The sequence below is a fragment of the Agreia sp. PsM10 genome, from assembly GCF_030433855.1.
In the GTDB taxonomy this organism is placed as follows: Bacteria; Actinomycetota; Actinomycetes; order Actinomycetales; family Microbacteriaceae; genus Agreia.
This window is the reverse complement of sequence record NZ_JARUXC010000011.1, coordinates 1-20,770: the sequence shown is the minus strand read 5'-3', so window position 1 is coordinate 20,770 and position 20,770 is coordinate 1. Positions and strand designations below refer to the sequence as shown.

Here is a 20,770-nt window from a genome sequence, read left to right as displayed (position 1 = left end):
AGGGCGATCCGCTCAGACGTCGGGGCCCTGACCCATCGTAGAACCCCGCTCGCCGACACGCCCCGGAGTGCTCTTTTCTGCACATCTGTTCGGGGGCGAAAAGGGCGGTTGTGAGCAATGGTCGTCTTCGACTTGCGAGTTAACCTTCGCCTGAGACAATGCCTCCATGACGAAGAAGATCACCACGGCGCTGGCCGAACTCATCAAGGCTCTGGGGAAGCACGCGGAGATCGCCGCCACCCCCGATGCGTCGGTCTCGAAGATCGAGCGGGCGACCGTTCGCGTGCAGAAGGCGGCCACCGCCTACCTGTCGTCGCTGCCCGCGAAGAAGCGGTTGGCCAACCCGTTCCTCGGTGTCGTCGACGACCGCATCGACGACAATCTGCGGGCCACCCTTGAGGCCGAGCGCGAGACGATCTCGAAGAAAGAGAAGAAGGCCTCGAAGTAGAAGCCCGGCAGCGCTAGGCCCGCTACGGTCGCGGCCTTCGTGCCCGAATACCTCCATTCCGTCACCCTGACAGATGCGTAATGGAGGTGTTCGGGCACAAAAGCGGCGAGGCTAGACCGCGAAGAGCTTCTGCAGTCGGGCGATGCCCTCGGCGAGCGGCTCGTCGCCCAGCGCGTACGACAGACGCAGGAACCCGCTGGGCCCGAAGGCCTCTCCGGGAACGACGGCGACCTCGGCCTGGTCGAGGATCAGATCGGCGAGCTCGAGAGACGTGGTGGGAGTGACTCCGCCCCACGAGCGCCCCAGGAGCCCGGTGACATCGGGGTAGACGTAGAACGCGCCCTCCGGAGTCGGGCACACGATTCCGTCGATGGCGTTGAGGCCCGCGACGATGGTCTTGCGTCGACGGTCGAAGGCCTGGCGCATCTCCTCGACCGCGTCCTGCGGACCGTTCAGGGCCTCGATGGCGGCGCGCTGCGACACGTTCGAGACGTTGCTCGAGAGGTGCGACTGCAGGTTCGCGGCGCCCTTGATGGCGTCGGCCGGGCCGACCATCCACCCGACCCGCCATCCGGTCATCGCGTACGTCTTCGCGACGCCGTTGACGAGGATCGTGCGGTCGGCCAGTGCCGGAACGGCCTCGACGATCGACAATGCAGCTTTCGGCGCTTGCCCTGAGCTTGTCGAAGGGTACGTGAGGTTCTGGTAGATCTCGTCGCTGATGACCCACAGCCCGTTGGCCTCGGCCCACTCGCCGATCGCCTTGGTCTGCTCCTCCGAGTACACCGCGCCCGTGGGGTTCGACGGCGACACGAACAGCAGCACCTTGGTGCGCTCGGTGCGCGCGGCCTCGAGCTGCTCGACGGTCACGAGGTAGTTCTGGTCGCTGCCGGCGAACACGTCGACGGGCACACCACCCGCGAGACGGATCGCCTCGGGGTACGTGGTCCAGTACGGAGTGGGCACGAGCACCTCGTCGCCCGGATCGAGCAGCGTGGCGAAGCTCTGGTAGACGGCCTGCTTACCCCCATTGGTGACGATGACCTGCGCCGCAGACACCTCGAGCCCCGAGTCGCGCAGCGTCTTGGCCGCGATGGCCTCGCGCAGCTCGGGCAGGCCCACCGCGGGGGTGTACTTGTAGTTCTTGGGATCGAGCACCGCGCGCGACGCCGCCTCGACGATGTGCGAGGGGGTGGCGAAGTCGGGCTCGCCCGCCGCATAGCTGATGACAGGGCGGCCCTGCGCCTGGAGCGCTTTGGCCTTGCTGTCGACCTTCAGGGTCGCCGATTCGGCGATGGATGCGATGCGGTGCGAGATGCGGGTGGGTTCGGTCACAAGAGTCAAGCCTAGCGGGAGGGGGCGCGAATCGACGGGAGAGTTTAGGGCCTCCGCGGCCGTTTGCGCATCCGGTCGGAGGGATATATTCCTGCAATCGCACGTCACCCATACCCTTGACCCATGAGCGAAAACCAGCCCGACGCATCCGACAGCCAGAAGCCCGTCGCCGCCGTCGTCTACAACCCGATCAAGGTCGACCTCGACGCGCTGCGCGCCTCGGTCGAGCGGCACGAGGGCCCCAACGGGTGGGGCGAGACGCTCTGGTTCCAGACGAGCGTCGACGACCCGGGGCAGGGTGTCACGAAAGACGCTCTGGATGCCGGTGCCGACATGATCCTCGCGGCCGGCGGTGACGGCACGGTGCGGTCGGTCGCCGAGGCCGTTCACGGAAGCGAGGCCTCGCTCGCCCTGCTTCCGAGCGGAACGGGCAACCTGCTCGCCCGCAACCTCGACCTCACCCTGAACGACCTCGACCATGCCGTCGAGACCGCCTTCTCGGGTGACGATCGTGCGATCGACGTCGGCATGATCCAGGTGCGCCGGGAGGACAGCTCCGTCGAGAAGTTCGCCTTCGTCGTGATGGCCGGTCTCGGCATCGACGCCACGATGATCGCCAACACCGACGACGACCTCAAGAAGAAGGTCGGCTGGCTCGCGTATGTGAGCGCCATCGCCAAGGCGCTGCGCGACAAGAACGAGCTGCGCATGCGCTACAACCTCGACAAGCAGGGCAACCACTCCGTGCGCGCCCACACGATCATCATCGGCAACTGCGGGTCGCTGCCGGCCAACATCCTGCTGCTTCCCGAGGCGGCCGTCGACGACGGCCTCTTCGACATCGTGATGCTGCGTCCGAAGGGCGTCGTCGGCTGGGTTCAGATCATCGTGAAGATCGTCTGGGAGAACGGCGTGCTGCGCCGCACCGCCGCGGGCCGTCGCCTCGCCGGTCTGTCGAAGGAGGTGCGCGCCCTCAACTACGTGAAGGGCAAGGAGCTCGTCGTCAAGCTGGATCGCGCCCACGACATCGAGCTCGACGGCGACAGCTTCGGCACCACGGTCGCCTTCCGCACATGGGTCGACGCGGGCGCGCTGCGCGTGCGCATCCCGGCGGAGGCCGCGCTCGAAGAGCCGCAGCCCGAGGACGAGCCCGACGAGACCGCCCTGCCGGGTGAGCGCATCGACGAAGGCGACGGGGCAGAAGAGGACCTCTTCGAGGCCTCGGGTGACGAGACCCCATCGCGCTGACGATCTCGGTCGTCATCCCGGTCAAGGACGACGCCGACCTGCTGGCGCGCTGCCTGCGCGCGATCGCGGGCCAGACGCGCCGACCCGATGAGATCGTGGTCGTCGACAACGGCTCGAGCGACGACAGCGCGCGGGTCGCCCGCGATGCCGGCGCCCGCGTGGTCTTCATCGAGGGCGGCGGAATCCCGGCGGCCAGCGCGGCAGGCTACGACGCGGCCGCCTGCGACGTCATCGCGAGACTGGATGCCGATTGCGTGCCCGGGCGCGACTGGCTCGAGCGAATCGAACGGGCCCTGGTCGGGCATCCGGATGCCGTCGCCGTCACGGGCGGCGCGCACTTCATCGACGGACCGAGGGCCCTGCGCGCGCCCCTGGCGCTGTTCTACCTGGGCGCGTACTTCGGCACGGTGTTCCTGGCCCTCGGGCACCCGCCGCTCTTCGGCTCGAACTTCGCCATCCGGCGCGACGCCTGGGTGTCGGTGAGCGACGCCGTGCACCGGGGCGACGAGGTCGTTCACGACGACATGGACCTGTCGATGCACATCGGGCCGCGCCGGCGCATCCGCTACGTGCGACGGCTGGGGATGGGCATCTCGATGCGCCCGCTCTTCGATGCGAGCGGGTTCGCGACCCGCATTCGCCGGGGCTTCCATTCCCTGTTCATCCACTGGCCGCACGACCTGCCGTGGCTGCGCTGGGCTCGGCGCATCCTGTGGCGCGTTCCCTGAGTCGTCGAACAGGGACCCCGTTCGTCGAGCCTGTCGAGACGGTTCCCTTCGACAGGCTCAGCGAACGGGCGGGCTCAGGGGGCGGGCAGGCGCGTGGCGTAGGCGATGGTCTGCTCGAGGAAGCGTCGGGCGAAGCGCGTGAAGTCGGCGGCCTCGTCGGCCGGCCAGTCCGCGAGGAGCTCGGAAATCATGTCGTCGCCCGCGTCGTAGAGATCCTGCGCGGCGGCCACGCCCGCGTCGGTGAGCGCGATGGTGTGCGCGCGGCCGTCGCTGGCGTCGACGTCGCGGCGAACGAGGCCGGATGCCGTCAGCTTGACGAGCGCCTTGCTGATCGTCGGGGCGCCGGTCACCAGCAGCTGGGCGAGCGCCGACGATCGAAGCGGGCCGCGGCGGGCCAGGGTCCAGAGGATGCGCACCTCGATGGCGCCGAAGTCGCGTCGGCGGGAGTGCGCGATGCCGGACTGGAACCGCGGAGAGTCCCACACGCCCTGCAGGTCGGCGAGGATCGCGACGAGCTCGGAGCGGTACTGCAGGGGAGCGGCGTACTCGCCTGAGGTTTCGCCGCCGACCATGGAGTCCACGCTAGTCGACAGATATGCTTTCCAATGGAAACCTTTTCATGACCAAAGGAGATCTCATGACTCGCACGTACGTCGTCACCGGAGCCGCATCCGGAATCGGGCAGGCCACAGCCGCCCTTCTTGCGGAACGGGGAGCCACCGTCATCGGTGTCGACCTGAGGAACGCCGACATCACCGTCGACCTCACCACGGCGGAGGGGCGCAGCACGCTCGTCACCGAGGTCGAGCGCATCAGCGGCGGATCCATCGACGGGGTGCTCGCGATCGCGGGACTCGCCGCAGAGATCCCCGCGACCGTCGGGGTGAATTTCTTCGGGATGGTCGCCACCCTCGAGGGGCTGCGCCCGCTGCTCGCGACGTCGGACGCGCCGCGCGCCGTGGGGGTCGCCTCCATGGCGAGCCTGCATCCCGTCGACGACGAACTGGTCGCCGCGATGGCCGCCGGCGACGAGGCGGCGGCGCTCACGAGGGCCGAGGCCGTGGCGAAGGGCGGAACCGGCGGCACGATCTACGCCTCGACCAAGAAGGCGTTCGCGCAGTGGATTCGGCGCACTGCTCCGACGCCCGACTGGGCCGGGGCGGGCATCCCCCTGAATGCGATCGCGCCAGGCGTCATCGTGACCCCCATGACCGCGCCGCTGCTCGAGACCGAGGAGGGCAGGGAGCAGATCCGCCAGGGTGTGCCCATGCCGCTCAACGGCTTCGCCGACGCGATCGTGCCCGCGCGGCTGCTCGCGTGGCTGGTCAGCGAGGAGAACTCGCACCTCTGCGGCCAGATCGTGTTCGTCGACGGCGGCAGCGACGCGGTGATCAGGGGCGACTCCACCTGGTGATCGCCGGAGGCCCCGTTCGTCGAGCCTGTCGAGACGGGCTCCCTTCGACGGGCTCAGGGAGCGGGCCTACAGCGTCGGGATGAGCTCGTCGAGGTAGGCGGCCGTGTCGTGCCAGCCCTCGACCGCGTGGCATTCGACCCCGAGCACCTTCACCGGGTAGTCGTTGCCGTCGGGGTCGAGGCGGTCGCCCACGAACAGCATGTCGTCGAGGGGAATGCCCGTGAGCTCGGCCAGGCGGGTCATTCCGTAGGCCTTGTCGATGCCCTGCCGCGTGATGTCGACGGAGGTCGAGCCGCCGCTGCGCACCTCGAGGTCGGGGAGGAGCGCCTGCACCGCCTCGCGCAGCGTGTTCTTCTTGACCCCGTCGGCGTCCCACGCCGATTTCTCGGCCACGGGAGCGCCCTGGCCGAGGGCCGAGAACGTGATCTGCGAGCCGCGGTCCTCGAGGATCGGGCCCCAGGTCTCGCTCTCCCAGTAGCCGAGCCGCTTGGCCTCGGTTTCGACGGCGGCGAGCGCACGCTGCTTCTCGTCGTCGGTGAGGTTCTGCGCGTAGACCTGGTTCCAGGTGCCCTCGCCGTAGCGGTAGTACTGGGTGCCGCAGGTGGGCATGAGGTGCAGCCGCTCGAGGGCCGCCCCGCTCGCGTTCGTGAGCCTGTCGATCACCTGGGCCGTGAATTGTCCGTACTGTCCACCCGAGATGATGCAGACCTCGACGCGGTCGAGCAGCTCGAGCAGCAGGTCGGCCATGCGCGGATCGATGGCCGTCTTCGACGGCGCGAGGGTGTCGTCGAGATCGAAGGCGACGAGGCGGGGAGTCGAGGTCATGGCTGTCCGTTCTGCACCGGTCGCGAAAGTCGCGGGCGCGTCGATTCTAGAGGGGCAGTGCGATGGTGAAGCTCGGCCGGGCGTCGGCGTCGCCGGCGGCCGGCTCGTGCAGGGTCACGACGACGTCGCGATAGTCGCGGATGCGCGGAAGCCCGCGGGTGGTCTCGCTCTCGTGCGAGCCGACGACCACGGTGCGCATGCCCGCCGCGAGGCCCGCGGCGATACCGGCCTCGGCATCCTCGAAGACGATCGCGTCGGCGGGGTCGACGCCCAGCAGCGACGCCGCCATCAGGTAGCAGTCGGGGGCTGGCTTGCCGTGCTCGACGTCGGCCGCGGTCACGACCACCCCGGGGGCGGGCACCTCGGCCAGTTCGAGGCGGCGCAGCGCGAGCGCGCGCCTCGCCGAGGTGACCAGGGCGATGGATGCCGCGGGCAGGCTCTCGACGAACGCGGCGGCTCCGGGAACGGCGACGATCCCGTCGACCGCGGCCAGCTCGAGGTCGAAGAGGCGGTCGGCGCCCCGGGCGACGTCGAAGCCGGCCGGTCCGTGGCGGAGCATCGTGTCCTCCGCCCGCACGCCGTGGCCGGTCGCGATGATCGCCTGCGCATCCAGGCCGTTCTCGGCCGCGAAGGCGGTCCAGACCTGCTCGACCACGGCGGTCGAGTCCACGAGGGTGCCGTCCATGTCGAACAGGACGGCACGCGCGGTGAGGTTCGTCGTGCCGTCGGCTCCTGTCGAAGCGGCGGTCGTCACGCTACTGCCCCTGGAGCTGGTACTTCGCCTCGGTCTCGGCCTTCTGCGGCTTCCACCAGTTCTCGTTGTCGCGGTACCAGGCCACCGTGGACGCCAGCCCAGACTCGAAGTCGGAGTACTTCGGGGTCCAGCCGAGCTGGGTGCGCAGCTTGGTGGAGTCGATCGCGTAGCGCAGGTCGTGGCCCGGGCGGTCGATGACGTGGTCGTAGGCGTCCGACGGCTGTCCGAGGGTCTCGAGGATCAGCTCGACGACCTGCTTGTTGTTCTTCTCGCCGTCGGCGCCGATGAGGTAGGTCTCGCCGATCTCGCCCTTGTCGATGATGGTGAGAACGGCCGAGGAGTGGTCGTTCGCGTGGATCCAGTCGCGTACGTTCTCGCCCGCTCCATAGAGCTTCGGGCGCTCACCCGTGAGCACGTTCGTGATCTGGCGTGGGATGAACTTCTCGACGTGCTGATAGGGGCCGTAGTTGTTCGAGCAGTTCGAGATGGTGGCGCGCAGGCCGAACGAGCGCACCCAGGCGCGCACCAGCAGGTCGCTGCCGGCCTTGGTGGAGGAGTAGGGCGACGACGGGTTGTAGGGGGTCTGCTCGGTGAAGCGCTCCGGGTCGTCGAGCTCGAGGTCGCCGTAGACCTCGTCGGTCGAGATGTGGTGGAAGCGCACGTCGTGGGTGCGGGCCGCCTCGATCAGCGTGAACGTTCCGATGATGTTCGTGTCGAGGAAGGGACGCGGGTCGTGCAGGGAGTTGTCGTTGTGGCTCTCTGCCGCGTAGTGCACCACCACGTCGGCGTCTTTCACGAGCCCGTCGACCAGGGCCGCGTCGGCGATGTCGCCCTTGACGAACGTGAACCGCTCCGGGTCGAGCCCCTCGAGCGAGGCGAGGTTGCCGGCGTAGGTCAGTTTGTCGAGCACGGTCACGTGGTCATCGGTGTTCTCGAGCACGTAGTGCACGAAATTGGAACCGATGAAACCGGCCCCACCGGTAACGAGAAGCTTGCGCACGGAGATCTCCTGAAGTAGAGGAAAAGAATGACCCCATAGTAACGGGGGCCCGATGCCGCTCTCAGGGAGGGCTGTGTGCGCTGGCTTTACTCTCGTTCTGCTCTCGCCTACACTTGGTCGAGGTAGTTGAAGTCTGCCAAGCTTTTTTGTGCCCATTTTGGGTATGCGACAGCTTGGAGGGCATCGATTCCCGGGCTTCTCAGCCCGAAGGGTGGTGGCTCAATTGGTAGAGCAGCGGTCTCCAAAACCGCAGGTTGCAGGTTCGAGTCCTGTCCGCCCTGCTGATCGAATCCGGTAGCCCTCGCTGTTCGGCGAGGGAGAACGGATGCGATTGGGCCGGATGGCCGAATTGTGAAGGGTAACTACTTACGTGGCACGCAAAGTAATCGACGAACCGAGTGAAGACGTCGTCGAGAGCGCCAAGAAAGAACGGGCTGCTCGCCGCAACCCGTTCGCCCGTATCGTGCTCTTCATCAAGCAGGTCTTCCAGGAGCTCAAGAAGGTCGTCACCCCGACGCGCAAGGAGCTGCTGAGCTACACCGCAGTCGTTCTGGTCTTCGTCATCATCATGATGGCGCTGGTGTCGGGTCTCGACGCGGTGTTCGCCTGGCTTGCACTGATCGTCTTCGGCAACCCGGTCTGAATATATTGAAGACGGGGTACACATGTTCCACTCGAACAGGTGCAGCCTGAGAAGTAGAGCGGCCGACCTTTGCAGTAGTACGGCTTGGTGCCGTTGAGCGGTGACCGAAGGCCCCATGCGCGGAGCGCATCAATAAACGAATTGGAACGGATTTACGTGTCAGAGTCACAGCGCGACGACGTCGATATCGTCGCAGCCGAAGAGAAGTCAGCCGAGAGCACGGCGGCGCGCGAGACGCCCGCCGACCTCGACGCTCTCCTCGAGGCTATCGACGCGAACCCAGACCCCGAGGCCGACGCCATCGTCGATGACGCCCTCGACATCAGCGACGCAGACGAGGCCCGAGCGGCCATCGACGTGATCGACGACCCCGACGCCGACACGGTGCTCGACGCCGATGAAGACGACATCGCCACCGCGGTCGCCGAGGCCGAGGCCGAGGCAGACGTGATCGACGCGGCCGGCCAGCCCGACGCATCCGGTGACGACGAGGCCGATGAGGCCGAGGCCGAGCCCGCCGAGGTCGACCCCTACGAGGCGTTCCGCAAAGAGCTCCGCACCCTCCCCGGCAAGTGGTACGTCATCCACTCCTACGCCGGCTTCGAGAAGCGCGTGAAGCAGAACATCGAGAGCCGCAAGACCTCGATGGGCATGGAGGACTTCGTCTTCCAGGTCGAGGTTCCGATGGAAGACGTCGTCGAGATCAAGAACGGCCAGCGCAAGCTCGTCACCCGCGTGCGCATCCCCGGCTACGTGCTGGTGCGCATGTTCCTCAACGAAGACAGCTGGTCTGTCGTGCGTCACACGCCCGGCGTCACCGGCTTCGTCGGCAACTCGCACAACCCCACGCCGCTGCGTTTCGAAGAGGCGTTCTCGATGCTGCAGTCGCTCGTCGTCGTCGCCGAGGTCCCCGTGGCCAAGGCGTCGGGTGGCAAGGGCGGCAAGGCCGTCTCCCGCTCGATCCCGGCCGAGGTCGACTTCGAGATCGGCGAGACCATCACGATCAAGGAAGGCTCGTTCGCGGGTCTGCCCGGGTCGATCAGCGAGATCAAGCCCGAGAGCGGCAAGCTCACGGTGCTCGTCTCCCTGTTCGAGCGCGAGACTCCGGTCGAGCTCAGCTTCGACCAGGTCACCAAGCTCTAACGCTCTTCATCCCATCGAGCCCACCGCTGATCCGGTGGGCTCGATGGCGTTAACGGGCTGAATCGCGTATGCTTGCGGGGTTGTGCTCATTCCGGCGCGCCAATGGCGTGCTGACGGGGTCGACCACAAACCGCGTTCACCGAACGGCGGGAGAGTTCGCCAATCAGGGCCGACTCGACACAGAGAAGGAAGAGAAATCATGGCACCGAAGAAGAAGGTTACTGGTCTGATCAAGCTTCAGATCAAGGCCGGCGCCGCCAACCCCGCACCGCCCATCGGGCCGGCGCTCGGACAGCACGGCGTCAACATCATGGAGTTCTGCAAGCAGTACAACGCAGCAACCGAAGCTCAGCGCGGAAACGTCATCCCCGTCGAGATCACCGTCTACGAAGACCGTTCGTTCACGTTCATCCTGAAGACGCCCCCGGCCGCCGAGCTCATCAAGAAGGCCGCCGGAGTCGCCAAGGGTTCGGGCACGCCGCACACCGTCAAGGTTGCGAAGCTCACCCAGGCTCAGGTCCGCGAGATCGCCGAGACCAAGATGGCCGACCTCAACGCGAACGACATCGCCGCCGCGTCGAAGATCATCGCCGGCACCGCCCGCTCCATGGGCATCACGGTCGAGGCGTAACACCTCACCGCTTAACGCACGACGTGGGAGAGCCAGCCAGGCTCACGTAAACCACACTCTCAGATTCAGGAGAATCGACAATGGCAAAGAATTCCAAGGCTTACAAGGCCGCGGCAGAGAAGATCGAAGAGGGCAAGGTCTACTCGCCCACCGAGGCAGTCGCCCTCGCGAAGGTCACCGGCTCCGCCAAGTTCGACAGCACCGTTGAGGTCGCCCTCAAGCTCGGTGTCGACCCCCGCAAGGCAGACCAGATGGTCCGCGGCACCGTGATTCTTCCTCACGGCACCGGCAAGACCGCGCGCGTCATCGTCTTCGCGACGGGCCCCGCAGCAGAGGCCGCCATCGCGGCCGGCGCCGACGAGGTCGGTGGCGACGAGCTCATCGAGAAGGTGGCCGCCGGCTACACGAACTTCGACTCCGCCGTCTCGACCCCCGAGCTCATGGGCAAGGTCGGTCGTCTCGGAAAGGTGCTCGGCCCGCGTGGTCTTATGCCCAACCCGAAGACCGGCACCGTGACGCCCGACGTCGCCAAGGCTGTCAACGAGATCAAGGGCGGAAAGATCGAGTTCCGCGTCGACAAGCACTCCAACGTGCACTTCGTCGCCGGCAAGGCCTCGTTCTCCGAAGACCAGCTCACCGACAACATCAAGGCCGCCCTCGAAGAGGTCGTCCGCTTGAAGCCGTCCTCCTCCAAGGGCCGCTACATCCACAAGGGCACGGTCTCCACGACGTTCGGCCCGGGCATCCCGCTCGACGTCAACGCCATCTAGGCTCAGCTCCCTCAGAAAGGGCCGCCCTCGCATCGCGAGGGCGGCCCTTTCTGCATCCACGCCCCGAGATGGCAGTTGCCGTCGTGAGGTGGCCACGAGGTGACGATCCGAAGCAACGGAACCGCCCACATGATCGACTCCGCCACAGGCGACCGAGAATCCCGCCCGTGCACAGTTGCAGGAAGGCGCTTCTGCACCCGCGTCGAGCACTGTCATCCTCGCTTCATGCCTACCCCAGCGCCGCTCCCCGATGATCTGATCCTTCGCGCCTTCACCACTCGCGAGGCGCTCGCGCGAGGAATCGGCGCGTCGAGGCTCCGTGCTAGAGACATTCGTCAGCCTGTTCGTGGCGTCAACCTCGCGTCTCGTTCCGGGCCGACCTTCATTCAGCGCTGTCGGGCACTGATGCGGGTACTCCCTGCCGGTTCCTTCGTCAGCCATGGCTCGGCGGCACGGCTCTACGGATTTCCCGTGGGTGCGGCCGGGACTCCGAGCATCCATGTCACTGTGCCTGCGCCGTATCGTGCTCCCCGGCGTGCCCAGGTCTTCGGCCATCGTGCGACTCTGACAGGCACTGAGTGGATGCGATCCGCCGGGTTCGCGCACAGCACCGCGGCGCGGGCCTGGGTCGAGCTGGCGAGCACGTCGTTGACTCTCGAGGATGTCGTCGTTGCAGGCGACTACCTCGTTCGAGCACGGGAGACCAGAAGGGGATATCGCCCCCTGGCGACGCTCGAAGAACTGCGCGCAGCCGCGGAACAGTCCGCCGACCGCCGAGGGAGTCGCCTCGTGTCGGCAGCGCTGGGAGCGATACGGGAAGGCGTCGATTCACCGAAAGAGACGCAGCTTCGTCTGCTGCTGCTTCGGGCAGGATGCCCGGACCTCGTCGTCAACGAAGCCATCCTCGACGAGCGGGGCCGTGTCATCGTGCAGCCCGATCTGCGCATTCGGGACTACCGCATCACCCTCGACTACGAAGGCGACCATCACCGCACGAGCCGCAGTCAATGGATGCGCGACATCAGGCGTTTTCGGCAGCTCGCGGGCGAGGAGATGGTCGCACTTCGCGTGGTCGGCGATGACCTGAAGCCGCCTGGAGTCTTCGAGTTTCTCGCGGATTTGCAGGGAGAACTCGACCGGCAGGGGTGGGTAGGAAGGCTCCGCTACAGGTCGAACTGAGCGTCGGCACGTGGCTAAAGCAATGCGGTGACAGTTCGGATCGCCGCAGTCGGCAACTCGGCCCCTAGGTGTGCACCGGACTGGCAACACGGTGCCCGTGATCGGTGGGCAGAGTGCCGTTTGGCAGAGGGCAGTAGTGTGGCGGGATGTCTGTTTCTGTGAGGCCTGCCGTCGCGTCCGATGCCGCGACGCTCGCCCGGGTCGCCGCCGCCACCTTCCCGCTCGCGTGTCCTCCGCACACCACCGACGAGGCCAAGGCGGCCTTCATCGCGACTCACCTCAGCCAGGCGAACTTCGAGGCGTACCTCGCAGACCCGGCCCGTGACATCCTGATCGCCGAGGTCGACGACGAGGTCGTCGGCTACACGATGCTGGTGTTCGCCGAGCCGAGCGATCCCGACGTCGTCGCGGCCCTCAGCCTGCGGCCGTCGATCGAGCTCAGCAAGTTCTACGTCATGCAGGGCCACCACGGCCAGGGCATCGCCGCAGCCCTGATGACCGAGACGCTGTTGACAGCGCGCGGTCGCGGCGCCGCCGGGGTGTGGCTCGGCGTGAACGAGGAGAACGCTCGCGCCAACCGCTTCTACGAGAAGAACGGCTTCGTGAGGGTGGGCACGAAGCACTTTCTCGTCGGCGACACCTACGAAGACGACTTCGTGAGGCAACTCGCCCTGTAGGCGCCCTTCGACAGGCTCAGGGAACGGCGCCCTTCGAGAGGATCAGGGTGCGGCCGAGACGAGCACCGGCTCCGGGGTGAGCGGGGCCACGTCGCGCATGCCGCGGCTCCGCCCGGCCGGAAGGAAGAGCGCGATCACGGCGGCGAGGGCCAGGGCCCCGGCGCCGACGAACACGGCCGGCACCGCGGCATCCACGTACCCGGTGGGCGTGAGCTCGCCGCCCGCCCCGGTGAAGACGGCGGTGAGCACGGCGATGCCGAGGGCGACGCCGATCTCGCGCAGCGTCGAGTTGGTGCCCGAGGCCTTGGCGTGGTCGTCGGGAGCCATGTTCACCAGCACCGCGGTGGAGCTCGGCGCGAAGACCAGGCCCATGCCCAGCCCCGCGAAGATGAACCCGGGAAGCATGCTCGGGTACGTCGCATCCGGGGCCATGGTAGCGGCCAGCCAGCCGATGCCGATCGCCAACGAGGTGAGGCCGGCGACGATCAGGATGCGCGTGCCGACGCGGGGTGCGACGAGCCCGGCGAGCGGGGCCACGACCATGGGCGCGATGGTCCAGGGCATGGTGAGAACACCCGCTTCGAGGGGGGAGTACCCCTGCACGATCTGCAGGAACTGGATGAGGATGAAGACGGAGCCGAAGGCGCCGAAGCTGAACGTGAGGCCCACCGCGTTCGAGATCGAGAAGCTGCGGTCTCGGAACAGACGCAGCGGCAGCAGCGGCGCGGACACGCGCGACTCCCTCACCAGGAACAGCGCCAGCAGCACAGCGCCGCCGATCAGGCCGACGAGCACCTCGGCGCTCGCCCAGCCCGCATCGTTGCCGCGCACGATCCCGTAGACGATGCCGAGAATTCCCACCCCGGCGAGGATGACGCCGATGACGTCGGCGCGCACCCGTGCGCCGAACGAGTTCGGGAGGGCGGCGATGGCGAGCGGAACCGACAGGATGCCCAGTGGCACGTTGAGCCAGAAGATGGCCTGCCAGCTCCAGCCCTCGACCACCGCGCCGCCGACCAGGGGGCCGAGCGCCACGCCGAGTCCGGAGATGCCGCCCCAGATGCCGATGGCGAGAGGGCGCATGCGGGTGGAGACGCTGCCGACGAGGAGAGTGAGCGACAGGGGCATCACGGCCGCGGACCCCGCACCCTGCAGCGCCCGGGCGAGCACGAGCATCCATGGCTCCGTGCTGAGCGCGGCGGCGGCGCTCGAGACTGTGAAAAGCACGATTCCCCCGACGAAGAAGTGCCGCCTGCCGAAGCGGTCGCCGAGACTGACGAAGAGCAGCATGAGGGCGGCGAAGCTCAGGGTGTATGCGTTGGTGATCCACTGCAGTTCGGTCACGCCGGCGCCGAGGTCCTCGTGGATCACGGGGAGCGCGCTCGTCACGACGAGGTTGTCGAGGGTGGCCATGAACATGGGCAACGAGGCGGCGACGAGCGCGAGCCAGACGGGAATGCGACGGGCGACGGACATGGATTCTCCAGACGGTTCTGCTTAGTAATCAATCAATAACCAGAGGCTAAGTTATCACCTGATACCATGTCAAGCGTGACCAACAACGCCGCCGTCGAACACCCGGTCAGAGAACGCATGCCCGCCGCCGAGCGCCGAGAGCTGATTCTCGGCCACGCGAGCGAGGTCTTCGGCAGGCGCGGCTATGCGGGCACGACGACGGAGCAGATCGCACAGGCGGCCGGCATCAGCCAGCCCTATGTGGTGCGCATGTTCGGAACGAAGGAGAAGCTCTTCGTCGAGGTCATCGAGCGCGCCCTGGGCAAGCTCACCGTGGCGTTCCGGGAGGTCCTCCGGCTGCACAGCACGGGGGAGATCCCGTCGAACGAACTCGGCGCGAGGCTCGGGCAGGCCTATGTCGACCTGATCGAAGACAGGGGAATCCTGATGTCCCTGATGCAGGGCTTCATCCAGGGTCACGACCCGGTCATCGGGGAGCGGGCACGGGCGGGCTTCCTAGAGATCTATCGACTGCTCCGCGACGAGGCGAACTTTCCGGCAGACGAGGTGCGCAGCTTCCTCGCCGACGGCATGCTCATCAACACGCTCCTCGCCATCGGTCTGCCCGACAACTTCGAGGGCGACGAGGCGGCCACCGAGCTGATGACCCTCTCGTTCGGGGCGAAGCTCGACACCGTGCTGTGCGCGGCGACAGACCGACCGGCCGATCGGGCGCAGGCGAACCTGCCCTAGGCCCGACCTGCCTCACGCGACCAGCTCGAACAGCACCCGGCCGGTCGCGATCTCGGCCTCGACGAGACGCACGCGCACCCGCTGGCCGGGCGTCAGGGCGCCGGTGCACTCTGCATCGACGGCGGGGTCGAGCACCTGCACGATTCCGCGGGACTCCTTTGCCGAGATCACCGAGGCATCGAAGACCTCGCCCACTCGATCGCACAGCAGGGCCGCCTCGACCGCCGCGATCGACCTGCTGTCGAGCTGCGATGCGCGCGAGTCGGACGAGGCCATGATCTTGGGCAGCGCGGGGAGGGCATCGCGCACCCACCGAGGGGGAGCCTCGTCGGCGCACAGGGCCTCGCAGACGACCAGAACGAAGCGATCGACCAGGCGCCGGAGCGGCGCCGTGGTGTGAGCGTAGGGCGCCGCGACGGCGGCCTGCATCACCTGCTCGGGCAGCTCTGCGTCGAAGGCCGTGTAGCCGGCGCCTCGGAACAGCGAGCCCGCCGCGTGCGTGATGGCGAGCTGAAGAGGTTCGTTCGGATCGAGAGACGCGAGGTACTCGCCATAGGGCATGTCTGTGGGCCACGGATGCCCCAGCGCCTCTGTGCGTCGTCGAAAGCGATCGACGGTGTCGGGCTCGGGCTCGGGCATCGTGCGCAGGATGCCGACACGACCGTCGATCATGATGCGCGCGGCCTCCATGCCGGTGAGCAGCGAGATCTGCGCGTTCCACTGCTCGACCGGCAGCGACGAGCGACGCTCGAGCGTGTAGTGCCCGTCGTGCGATTCCACGATCTGCTCGGGTCTCGACAGGCTCGCACCGCCTCGCAGGCGCTCGAGCTCGCGCCGCGCAGGGCCGAGCTCGGCGAGCAGCAGCAGCGTCGACCGCACGGGATCGGTCTCGAGCGCGCCCGCGTCGATCTCGCGCTGGGCCTCGAGGTACGACAGCTGGCGCACGCTCCGGATGCGCGCGCGGGAGAGGGTGGTGTCGAGCACGGCGCCGTCGCCGTCGAGCTCGAACCTCCACACGAACGCGCCTCGTTCGAGATCCGGAAGAAGTGACGCGGCGTTCTCGCTGATCACGGTCGGATGAAGCGGAATGCGCCCGTCCGGGGCGTAGAACGTCTGGCCGCGGAGCCGGGTCTCCTCGTCGATCGCGCCGAGCGGTTCGACGAACGCCGGCACGTCGGCGATCGCATAGCGAACGAGAAACCCCTGGCCGAGGCGTTCGATCTGCACGGCCTGGTCGAGGTCGGTCGAGCCCTCGGGGTCGATGGTGATGAACGGAACCGCCGTGAGGTCGGCTTCGGGCAGCGGATGCGCCGCGACGACGCGCTCGGCCTCGTGCTCGACCGCGGCCGGAAACCCCTGCGGCAGGGCGAGGTCGTCACGGATCGCCGCTATCGCAGCGGTGAGCCGGTCGTCGGTGGAGGTCAGTCTCAGCGGAAACGTGGTCACCCGCCCCAGCGTACGCGGCGCCGGTGACGACGCCCGTTCGCACGGGTCGCTAGGGGATCTCGAGCACGATCTTGCCGCGGGTGTGTCCGCGTTCGAGCAGCGCGTGCGCCTCGGCCGCGTCCTCCAAGGGGTAGATCTCGGAGATGTGCACATGCAGATCGCCCGAGTCGATGAGCCGGGAGATGATGGAGAGGCAGGCCGCGTCGGGGGCGACGGAGTATCCGCTCGACCGCATGCCGGCCGCCTCCGCCTCCGCGGCGAAACCGGGCCAGCTGCCCGTGGGAACCGAGATGATGAGCCCTCCGGGGCGCAGAGTGGCGAGCGAGCGCGTTCCGGTGTCGTCGCGAACGTTGCCGACGAGGTCGATCACCACGTCGACATCCGACACCCGGTCTTCGAACCTCGTCGTCGTGTAATCGATGACCTCCTCCGCTCCGAGCTCGCGCAGCCAGCTCGCGTTTGCGGCCGAGGTCGTGGCGACCACCCGGGCGCCGAAGTATGCCGCGAGCTGCACGGCGAGGTGGCCAACTCCGCCGGCTCCCGCGTGGATGAGCATGCGCTGCCCCTCGTGCGCCTTAGCCACATCGACCACCAGCCCCCAGGCGGTGAGCGCCGCGGTCGGCACCGCACCCGCCTCGATGGGGGTGAGCCGCCGCGGCTTGCGCGCGACCTGCAGGCTGGGCACGGACACGTACTGGGCGTACGAGCCGGCCACCCGCGGCGAGGCGCTGACGCCGTACACCTCGTCGCCGGGCTTGAGCGGATGCCCGTCGTACGGGCTCTCGACGACGATGCCGCAGAAATCGCGCCCGAGAACGGAGGGGTAGAGCGGGATGGCCGCCGCGACGCCGGCGCCCGCCCGCGTCTTCGCATCGATCGGATTGACTCCCGCCGCCGAGACCTTCACCAGAATCTCCGAGCCGGCTCGGACGGGCGTGGGCACGTCGGCGAGGTGCAGAACGCCCGGGCCGCCCGGCGCATCGAACACGATCGCCTTCATTGTCGCGGGAGTGTTCGACGGGGGAGCGCTGACGAGGCTCGGGGTGATCGAATGGGTCTCGTGCGGCGTCATCGCTGGCCTTTCATCGACGGGTTCTGGGCATCCCGTGAGGGATTCTCGATGGGGAATACAGAGTCCATCGAGTGTGAGGGTCGTTCGGGCTTCCCGCAGGCTCCAGTCAATCGGTCGAATGATTCACCGGTGTTACGACGGTGTTCCTTGGAAGCAAACAAACGGCACCCCCGGTACCATTCGCATATCGTGACAGTCCGAATCCTCCTTCCGATGGCTGCCACAGCCGTTCTCGTCGGGCTCGCCCTCCTCTGGGGAGCGCGCATCGCCGCGAATCGTTTCGTCTACGTGAGCGAGCTCGGAGCCGACGGCGAACCCACCGCATGGGCGTTCCGCTGGGCCCTCCTCCTCATCGCCTCGGCCGCCGTGGTCGTCGCCGTCGCCGCGCGCCACCTGCGCTCGCGGTTGCGCATCCTCGCGGTGTGGAGTCCCTCGGTGTCACTGGTCGTCGCGGGCGTCTCGTTCGCGGTGGCCTCCCAGGTCACCTGCACGAGCGGATGCCCCCTGCCCGTCGGTTCGTCGTTCACCTGGCAGGACCTCATCCACACGAGCATCGCCGTGCTCGGATTCGCCGCGGCCTGTGTCGCGATGCTCCAGGTGGCGACGGCGAAGGACCACCCGGGCCTGGCCCGGCTCTCCTGGATCTCGGCCGTCGTGGTCGCCGTCGTCGCCGGAACCGGCGGCATCCTGTCTCTGGCCCGTTTCATGGTGGACCTCGGCGGCATTCTCGAGTTCGTCGCCACGACCGTGGCCCTGCTCTGGCTCGCCGCGCTCGCCCTGGCTCTGCTCGGCGTTACGCGCCCCACCCCAGGAACGCGGTGACGGCTCGACGGGTCGCAGCGACCTGCGCTCCGTAGCCCGCGTCGCGCGAGGGCACTTCCGCGTAGTCCGGGTCGGGCAGCAGCTCCGCCCAGCGGCCAGCGACGGCCACCGGATGCACGGGGTCGCCGATCGCGGCGACCACGGCCGTGCGGGCGGTCACGGCGGCGGGCTCGGATGCGTCGGACCAGGCACGGTTGCGGGGGATCTCGACGAGCCGCCTCGAGCGCTCCACGGCGAGCGGATTGCGGAACTGCTGGAGCAGCGCGTCGGCGCCGACGGGGGACTCGGCGGCGGCGTGCGCGAACAGCGCGCTGCGGCGGAATCGTCGCTCTCCCTCGACGGCGCCGTGGTCGGCCAGCAGCTGGGCGATCACGGGAAAGGGCCGCAGATTCGCGGGGAGTCCGCTGTCGGTGAAGGCCGGTCGAACGAAGACGGCCTCGCGCACGTCGAGGCGCTCGTCGAGGGCCAGACGAAGGGCGATCGCTGCGCCCATGGAGATGCCGATCAGGGTGAGCGGCGTGGCGGCATGGCCCGCCGACAGGAGTGCCAGAGCCACCTCGTCGGCGAGGTTCGCCAGCGAGAAGTCGGCTGCCGATCCCACGACCGTGCTGCTGCCATGCGCCCGGACGTCGGGTGCCACGACGGTGATCGTGGGCGGGATCACCGGGGCGAACAGGCTGAGCGGCTGGGAGCTCTCGCCGCCCAGGCCGTGCAGCAGAACGACGGTCATCGGCCGGGCTGGATGAGCGCGAGCAGCTTGTCGGCGAGGCTCACGAGACGCGCGATCTCGTTCTCGTCGCGGTCGACCCACCGGCTCTGCGGCTCTGGGTCGACGGGAAGGAAGTTGTCGTGCTGCTCCCACACGACGATGGTTCGTTCGGCGCCCAGAACGTACTGCTGCCACCAGACCTGTCGCAGGTAGTGCCGGGGAATGGAGCGCCAGGCCTTGTTCGTGGTCTTGATCTCGGCGAGTTCGACGGTGCCGTGCTTGGTGACCGCCACGCCGTCGGGCGTCGCGAGATGCCGCTTCTCGCCCTCGGCGTGGAAAAGCGACGAACTCGGCAGCACGCCGTACATGGCCCGCACGTAGCGCGCGATGTGCGGCTCGCGGTCTCTGCCGTGCTCGGTGAAGATGTTGCCGCCGAAGCCGGTGCCGTTGATCTTGTCGTAGGCGACCGACTCGAGGTTCTGCGGGCCCGTGAGGCGGGCGACGTCGGTGGCGGTGACCCCGCGGCTGCGCGCGCGCAGCCACTCGACGCGGTTCGTGCCGTCGGCGACCAGGCGCTCGAGGTGGGCCGGGCGGGCGGGCCGCTGCTCCTCTTCCCACGGGAAGGAGAGCATGGGCTGGAGGGTCACCGGTCCATTCTCTCCCACGACCGGTGACAGACTGGGATGACGCGGCGTGATCGATCCCACGAACGCGTTTCCTCGCCTATGACAATGGAGTTCTCGATGCGTATTGCACTGACCGGTGGTTCTGGAAAGCTCGGCAGCGTGGTGCTGCCCTACCTGCGGGAGCAGGGTCACACCGTGACGAATTTCGACGTCGTCGGCCAGCGCGGCGAGGGCTTCGTGCGGCTCGACCTCACGAACTACGGCGATGTCGTGGATGCCTTCCACGGCGTCGACGACGGACCCGACGGTTTCGACGCGATCGTGCACCTTGCCGCGATCCCTGCCCCGGGCATCCGAAGCGATGTCGTGACGTTCGAGAACAACATGCTCGGCACCTATCACGTGTTCAAGGCGGCCGAGCGGGCCGGAATCACGAACATCGTCTACGCCTCGAGTGAGACCGTGCTCGGGCTGCCGTTCGATGCGCCGCCGCCTTACATCCCCGTCGACGAGGAGTACCCGGCCCGACCCGAGAGCACCTACTCGCTGGTGAAGCACCTCGAGGAGACGATGGCGATCGAGCTCACCCGGTGGAACCCCGAGCTCAAGATCGTGGCGCTGCGCTTCTCGAACGTGATGCACGAGTCCGACTACGCGGAGTTCCCGTCGTTCGACGCGGACGCGATGCTGCGCAAGTGGAACCTCTGGGGCTACATCGACGCGCGCGACGGCGCGCAGGCCGTGCTGAAGGCGCTCGAGTGGCAGCACACCGGGTTCGACCGCTTCATCATCGCGTCGCCCGACACCGTGATGAGCCGCTCGAATGCGGAGCTCGTCGCCGAGGTGTTTCCGGGCGTCGAGACCCGGGGCGACCTCGACAACACCCGCACACTGCTGTCGATCGACAAGGCCCGTCGCCTGCTCGGCTACGACCCGAAGCACAGCTGGCGCGACTGACCCTCTCCGTTCCCTGAGCCTGTCGCAGGGGGGCCCGTCGCCAGGCTCCCGGTACCGCCCTTTGACACGCTCACGGTAACGCCCCTCGCCACGCTAAGGGAACGGCCCGTGGACACGCTCCCGGTTCGGCCCTTG

At 67.8% G+C, this 20,770-nt stretch carries 23 protein-coding genes and 1 tRNA gene; 14 read left to right on the top strand and 10 right to left on the bottom strand.

Translation table 11 applies throughout. From position 1 onward, the window contains the following. Nucleotides 1-166: 166 nt before the first annotated feature. Entirely contained in the window at nt 167-448 is a 282-nt protein-coding gene (locus QCD70_RS13725; RefSeq protein ID WP_055924271.1) for a hypothetical protein, read from the top strand. A gap of 111 nt (nt 449-559) precedes the next feature. Here the strand turns inward: QCD70_RS13725 and QCD70_RS13720 are convergent, their stop codons facing one another. Beyond that, on the bottom strand, nt 560-1,783 hold the full coding sequence (locus QCD70_RS13720) for a pyridoxal phosphate-dependent aminotransferase (RefSeq protein ID WP_301217213.1): 1,224 nt from the start codon (nt 1,781-1,783) through the stop codon (nt 560-562). Nucleotides 1,784-1,906: 123 nt separating this feature from the next. Here QCD70_RS13720 and QCD70_RS13715 point away from each other — a divergent pair, with 123 nt between their 5' ends. Together QCD70_RS13715 and QCD70_RS13710 are read left to right on the top strand one after the other, a co-directional pair. Further along, on the top strand, nt 1,907-3,031 hold the full coding sequence (locus tag QCD70_RS13715) for a diacylglycerol/lipid kinase family protein (protein WP_301217211.1): 1,125 nt from the start codon (nt 1,907-1,909) through the stop codon (nt 3,029-3,031). Then, complete coding sequence (locus QCD70_RS13710; protein WP_301217356.1) at nt 3,022-3,759, top strand: glycosyltransferase family A protein; 738 nt, start codon at nt 3,022-3,024, stop codon at nt 3,757-3,759. Before QCD70_RS13715 ends, QCD70_RS13710 begins: the two co-directional genes overlap by 10 nt. Nucleotides 3,760-3,833: 74 nt before the next feature. Here the strand turns inward: QCD70_RS13710 and QCD70_RS13705 are convergent, their stop codons facing one another. Beyond that, nucleotides 3,834-4,331, bottom strand: a complete 498-nt coding sequence (locus QCD70_RS13705; protein WP_301217209.1) for a MarR family winged helix-turn-helix transcriptional regulator — start codon at nt 4,329-4,331, stop codon at nt 3,834-3,836. A 65-nt stretch (nt 4,332-4,396) separates the two neighbouring features. Here QCD70_RS13705 and QCD70_RS13700 point away from each other — a divergent pair, with 65 nt between their 5' ends. Then, nucleotides 4,397-5,173: an SDR family oxidoreductase gene (locus QCD70_RS13700; protein WP_301217207.1), complete on the top strand. Its 777-nt coding sequence runs from the start codon at nt 4,397-4,399 to the stop codon at nt 5,171-5,173. Between the two features lie 66 nt (nt 5,174-5,239). Here QCD70_RS13700 and QCD70_RS13695 read toward each other — a convergent pair whose 3' ends face one another. Genes QCD70_RS13695 through rfbB form a run of 3 tightly spaced genes read right to left on the bottom strand, consistent with a single transcriptional unit; the run spans nt 5,240 to nt 7,752 of the window. Then, nucleotides 5,240-5,998 carry an HAD-IIB family hydrolase gene (locus QCD70_RS13695; RefSeq protein ID WP_301217205.1) on the bottom strand — a complete coding sequence of 253 codons (759 nt, stop codon included), beginning with the start codon at nt 5,996-5,998 and terminating at the stop codon, nt 5,240-5,242. A 46-nt stretch (nt 5,999-6,044) separates the two neighbouring features. Next, nucleotides 6,045-6,752 (bottom strand): HAD-IA family hydrolase, encoded by a 708-nt coding sequence (locus QCD70_RS13690; RefSeq protein WP_301217203.1) that lies wholly within the window; start codon nt 6,750-6,752, stop codon nt 6,045-6,047. Between the two features lies 1 nt (nt 6,753). Then, the gene (rfbB, locus tag QCD70_RS13685) at nt 6,754-7,752 is read right to left on the bottom strand and encodes a dTDP-glucose 4,6-dehydratase (RefSeq protein WP_301217201.1); all 999 of its coding nucleotides are present in this window, start codon (nt 7,750-7,752) and stop codon (nt 6,754-6,756) included. A 208-nt stretch (nt 7,753-7,960) separates the two neighbouring features. Between rfbB and QCD70_RS13680 the strand changes: the two genes are divergently transcribed. The 7 genes from QCD70_RS13680 to QCD70_RS13650 all read left to right on the top strand — a co-directional run bounded on the left by QCD70_RS13680 (nt 7,961) and on the right by QCD70_RS13650 (nt 12,795). Beyond that, nucleotides 7,961-8,033, top strand: a tRNA-Trp gene (locus QCD70_RS13680). 89 nt (nt 8,034-8,122) lie between these two features. Beyond that, nucleotides 8,123-8,395, top strand: a complete 273-nt coding sequence (secE, locus tag QCD70_RS13675; protein WP_055924239.1) for a preprotein translocase subunit SecE — start codon at nt 8,123-8,125, stop codon at nt 8,393-8,395. A gap of 156 nt (nt 8,396-8,551) precedes the next feature. After that, a complete protein-coding gene (nusG, locus tag QCD70_RS13670) occupies nt 8,552-9,538 on the top strand; it encodes a transcription termination/antitermination protein NusG (RefSeq protein WP_301217198.1) in 987 nt (328 codons plus the stop codon). A gap of 199 nt (nt 9,539-9,737) precedes the next feature. Further along, nucleotides 9,738-10,169, top strand: coding sequence for a 50S ribosomal protein L11 (gene rplK / locus QCD70_RS13665; RefSeq protein ID WP_055776148.1), 432 nt, complete (start codon nt 9,738-9,740; stop codon nt 10,167-10,169). Nucleotides 10,170-10,249: 80 nt separating this feature from the next. Then, nucleotides 10,250-10,939: a 50S ribosomal protein L1 gene (gene rplA, locus QCD70_RS13660; RefSeq protein WP_301217196.1), complete on the top strand. Its 690-nt coding sequence runs from the start codon at nt 10,250-10,252 to the stop codon at nt 10,937-10,939. Between the two features lie 789 nt (nt 10,940-11,728). Then, the gene (locus QCD70_RS13655) at nt 11,729-12,118 is read left to right on the top strand and encodes a hypothetical protein (RefSeq protein WP_301217194.1); all 390 of its coding nucleotides are present in this window, start codon (nt 11,729-11,731) and stop codon (nt 12,116-12,118) included. A gap of 146 nt (nt 12,119-12,264) precedes the next feature. Then, the gene (locus tag QCD70_RS13650) at nt 12,265-12,795 is read left to right on the top strand and encodes a GNAT family N-acetyltransferase (RefSeq protein ID WP_301217192.1); all 531 of its coding nucleotides are present in this window, start codon (nt 12,265-12,267) and stop codon (nt 12,793-12,795) included. Nucleotides 12,796-12,837: 42 nt separating this feature from the next. On the opposite strand, the gene QCD70_RS13645 is transcribed toward QCD70_RS13650, so the two are convergent. Continuing rightward, entirely contained in the window at nt 12,838-14,271 is a 1,434-nt protein-coding gene (locus QCD70_RS13645) for a DHA2 family efflux MFS transporter permease subunit (protein ID WP_301217190.1), read from the bottom strand. 75 nt (nt 14,272-14,346) lie between these two features. On the opposite strand from QCD70_RS13645, the gene QCD70_RS13640 reads away from it, so the two are divergent. Then, the gene (locus QCD70_RS13640) at nt 14,347-15,003 is read left to right on the top strand and encodes a TetR/AcrR family transcriptional regulator (RefSeq protein ID WP_301217188.1); all 657 of its coding nucleotides are present in this window, start codon (nt 14,347-14,349) and stop codon (nt 15,001-15,003) included. A 12-nt stretch (nt 15,004-15,015) separates the two neighbouring features. On the opposite strand, the gene QCD70_RS13635 is transcribed toward QCD70_RS13640, so the two are convergent. Both QCD70_RS13635 and QCD70_RS13630 read right to left on the bottom strand, forming a co-directional pair. Next, nucleotides 15,016-16,449, bottom strand: a complete 1,434-nt coding sequence (locus QCD70_RS13635; protein WP_301217186.1) for an RNB domain-containing ribonuclease — start codon at nt 16,447-16,449, stop codon at nt 15,016-15,018. Nucleotides 16,450-16,498: 49 nt separating this feature from the next. Further along, nucleotides 16,499-17,521 (bottom strand): NADP-dependent oxidoreductase, encoded by a 1,023-nt coding sequence (locus QCD70_RS13630; RefSeq protein ID WP_301217184.1) that lies wholly within the window; start codon nt 17,519-17,521, stop codon nt 16,499-16,501. A 213-nt stretch (nt 17,522-17,734) separates the two neighbouring features. Between QCD70_RS13630 and QCD70_RS13625 the strand changes: the two genes are divergently transcribed. Beyond that, nucleotides 17,735-18,343: a DUF998 domain-containing protein gene (locus QCD70_RS13625; protein ID WP_301217182.1), complete on the top strand. Its 609-nt coding sequence runs from the start codon at nt 17,735-17,737 to the stop codon at nt 18,341-18,343. On the opposite strand, the gene QCD70_RS13620 is transcribed toward QCD70_RS13625, so the two are convergent. After that, nucleotides 18,315-19,073: an alpha/beta fold hydrolase gene (locus QCD70_RS13620; RefSeq protein ID WP_301217180.1), complete on the bottom strand. Its 759-nt coding sequence runs from the start codon at nt 19,071-19,073 to the stop codon at nt 18,315-18,317. The genes QCD70_RS13625 and QCD70_RS13620 overlap by 29 nt on opposite strands. Next, entirely contained in the window at nt 19,070-19,699 is a 630-nt protein-coding gene (locus QCD70_RS13615) for a YqaJ viral recombinase family protein (RefSeq protein WP_367316726.1), read from the bottom strand. Before QCD70_RS13615 ends, QCD70_RS13620 begins: the two co-directional genes overlap by 4 nt. 96 nt (nt 19,700-19,795) lie before the next feature. On the opposite strand from QCD70_RS13615, the gene QCD70_RS13610 reads away from it, so the two are divergent. Then, a complete protein-coding gene (locus QCD70_RS13610) occupies nt 19,796-20,635 on the top strand; it encodes an NAD-dependent epimerase/dehydratase family protein (RefSeq protein ID WP_301217178.1) in 840 nt (279 codons plus the stop codon). Nucleotides 20,636-20,770 lie beyond the last annotated feature (135 nt).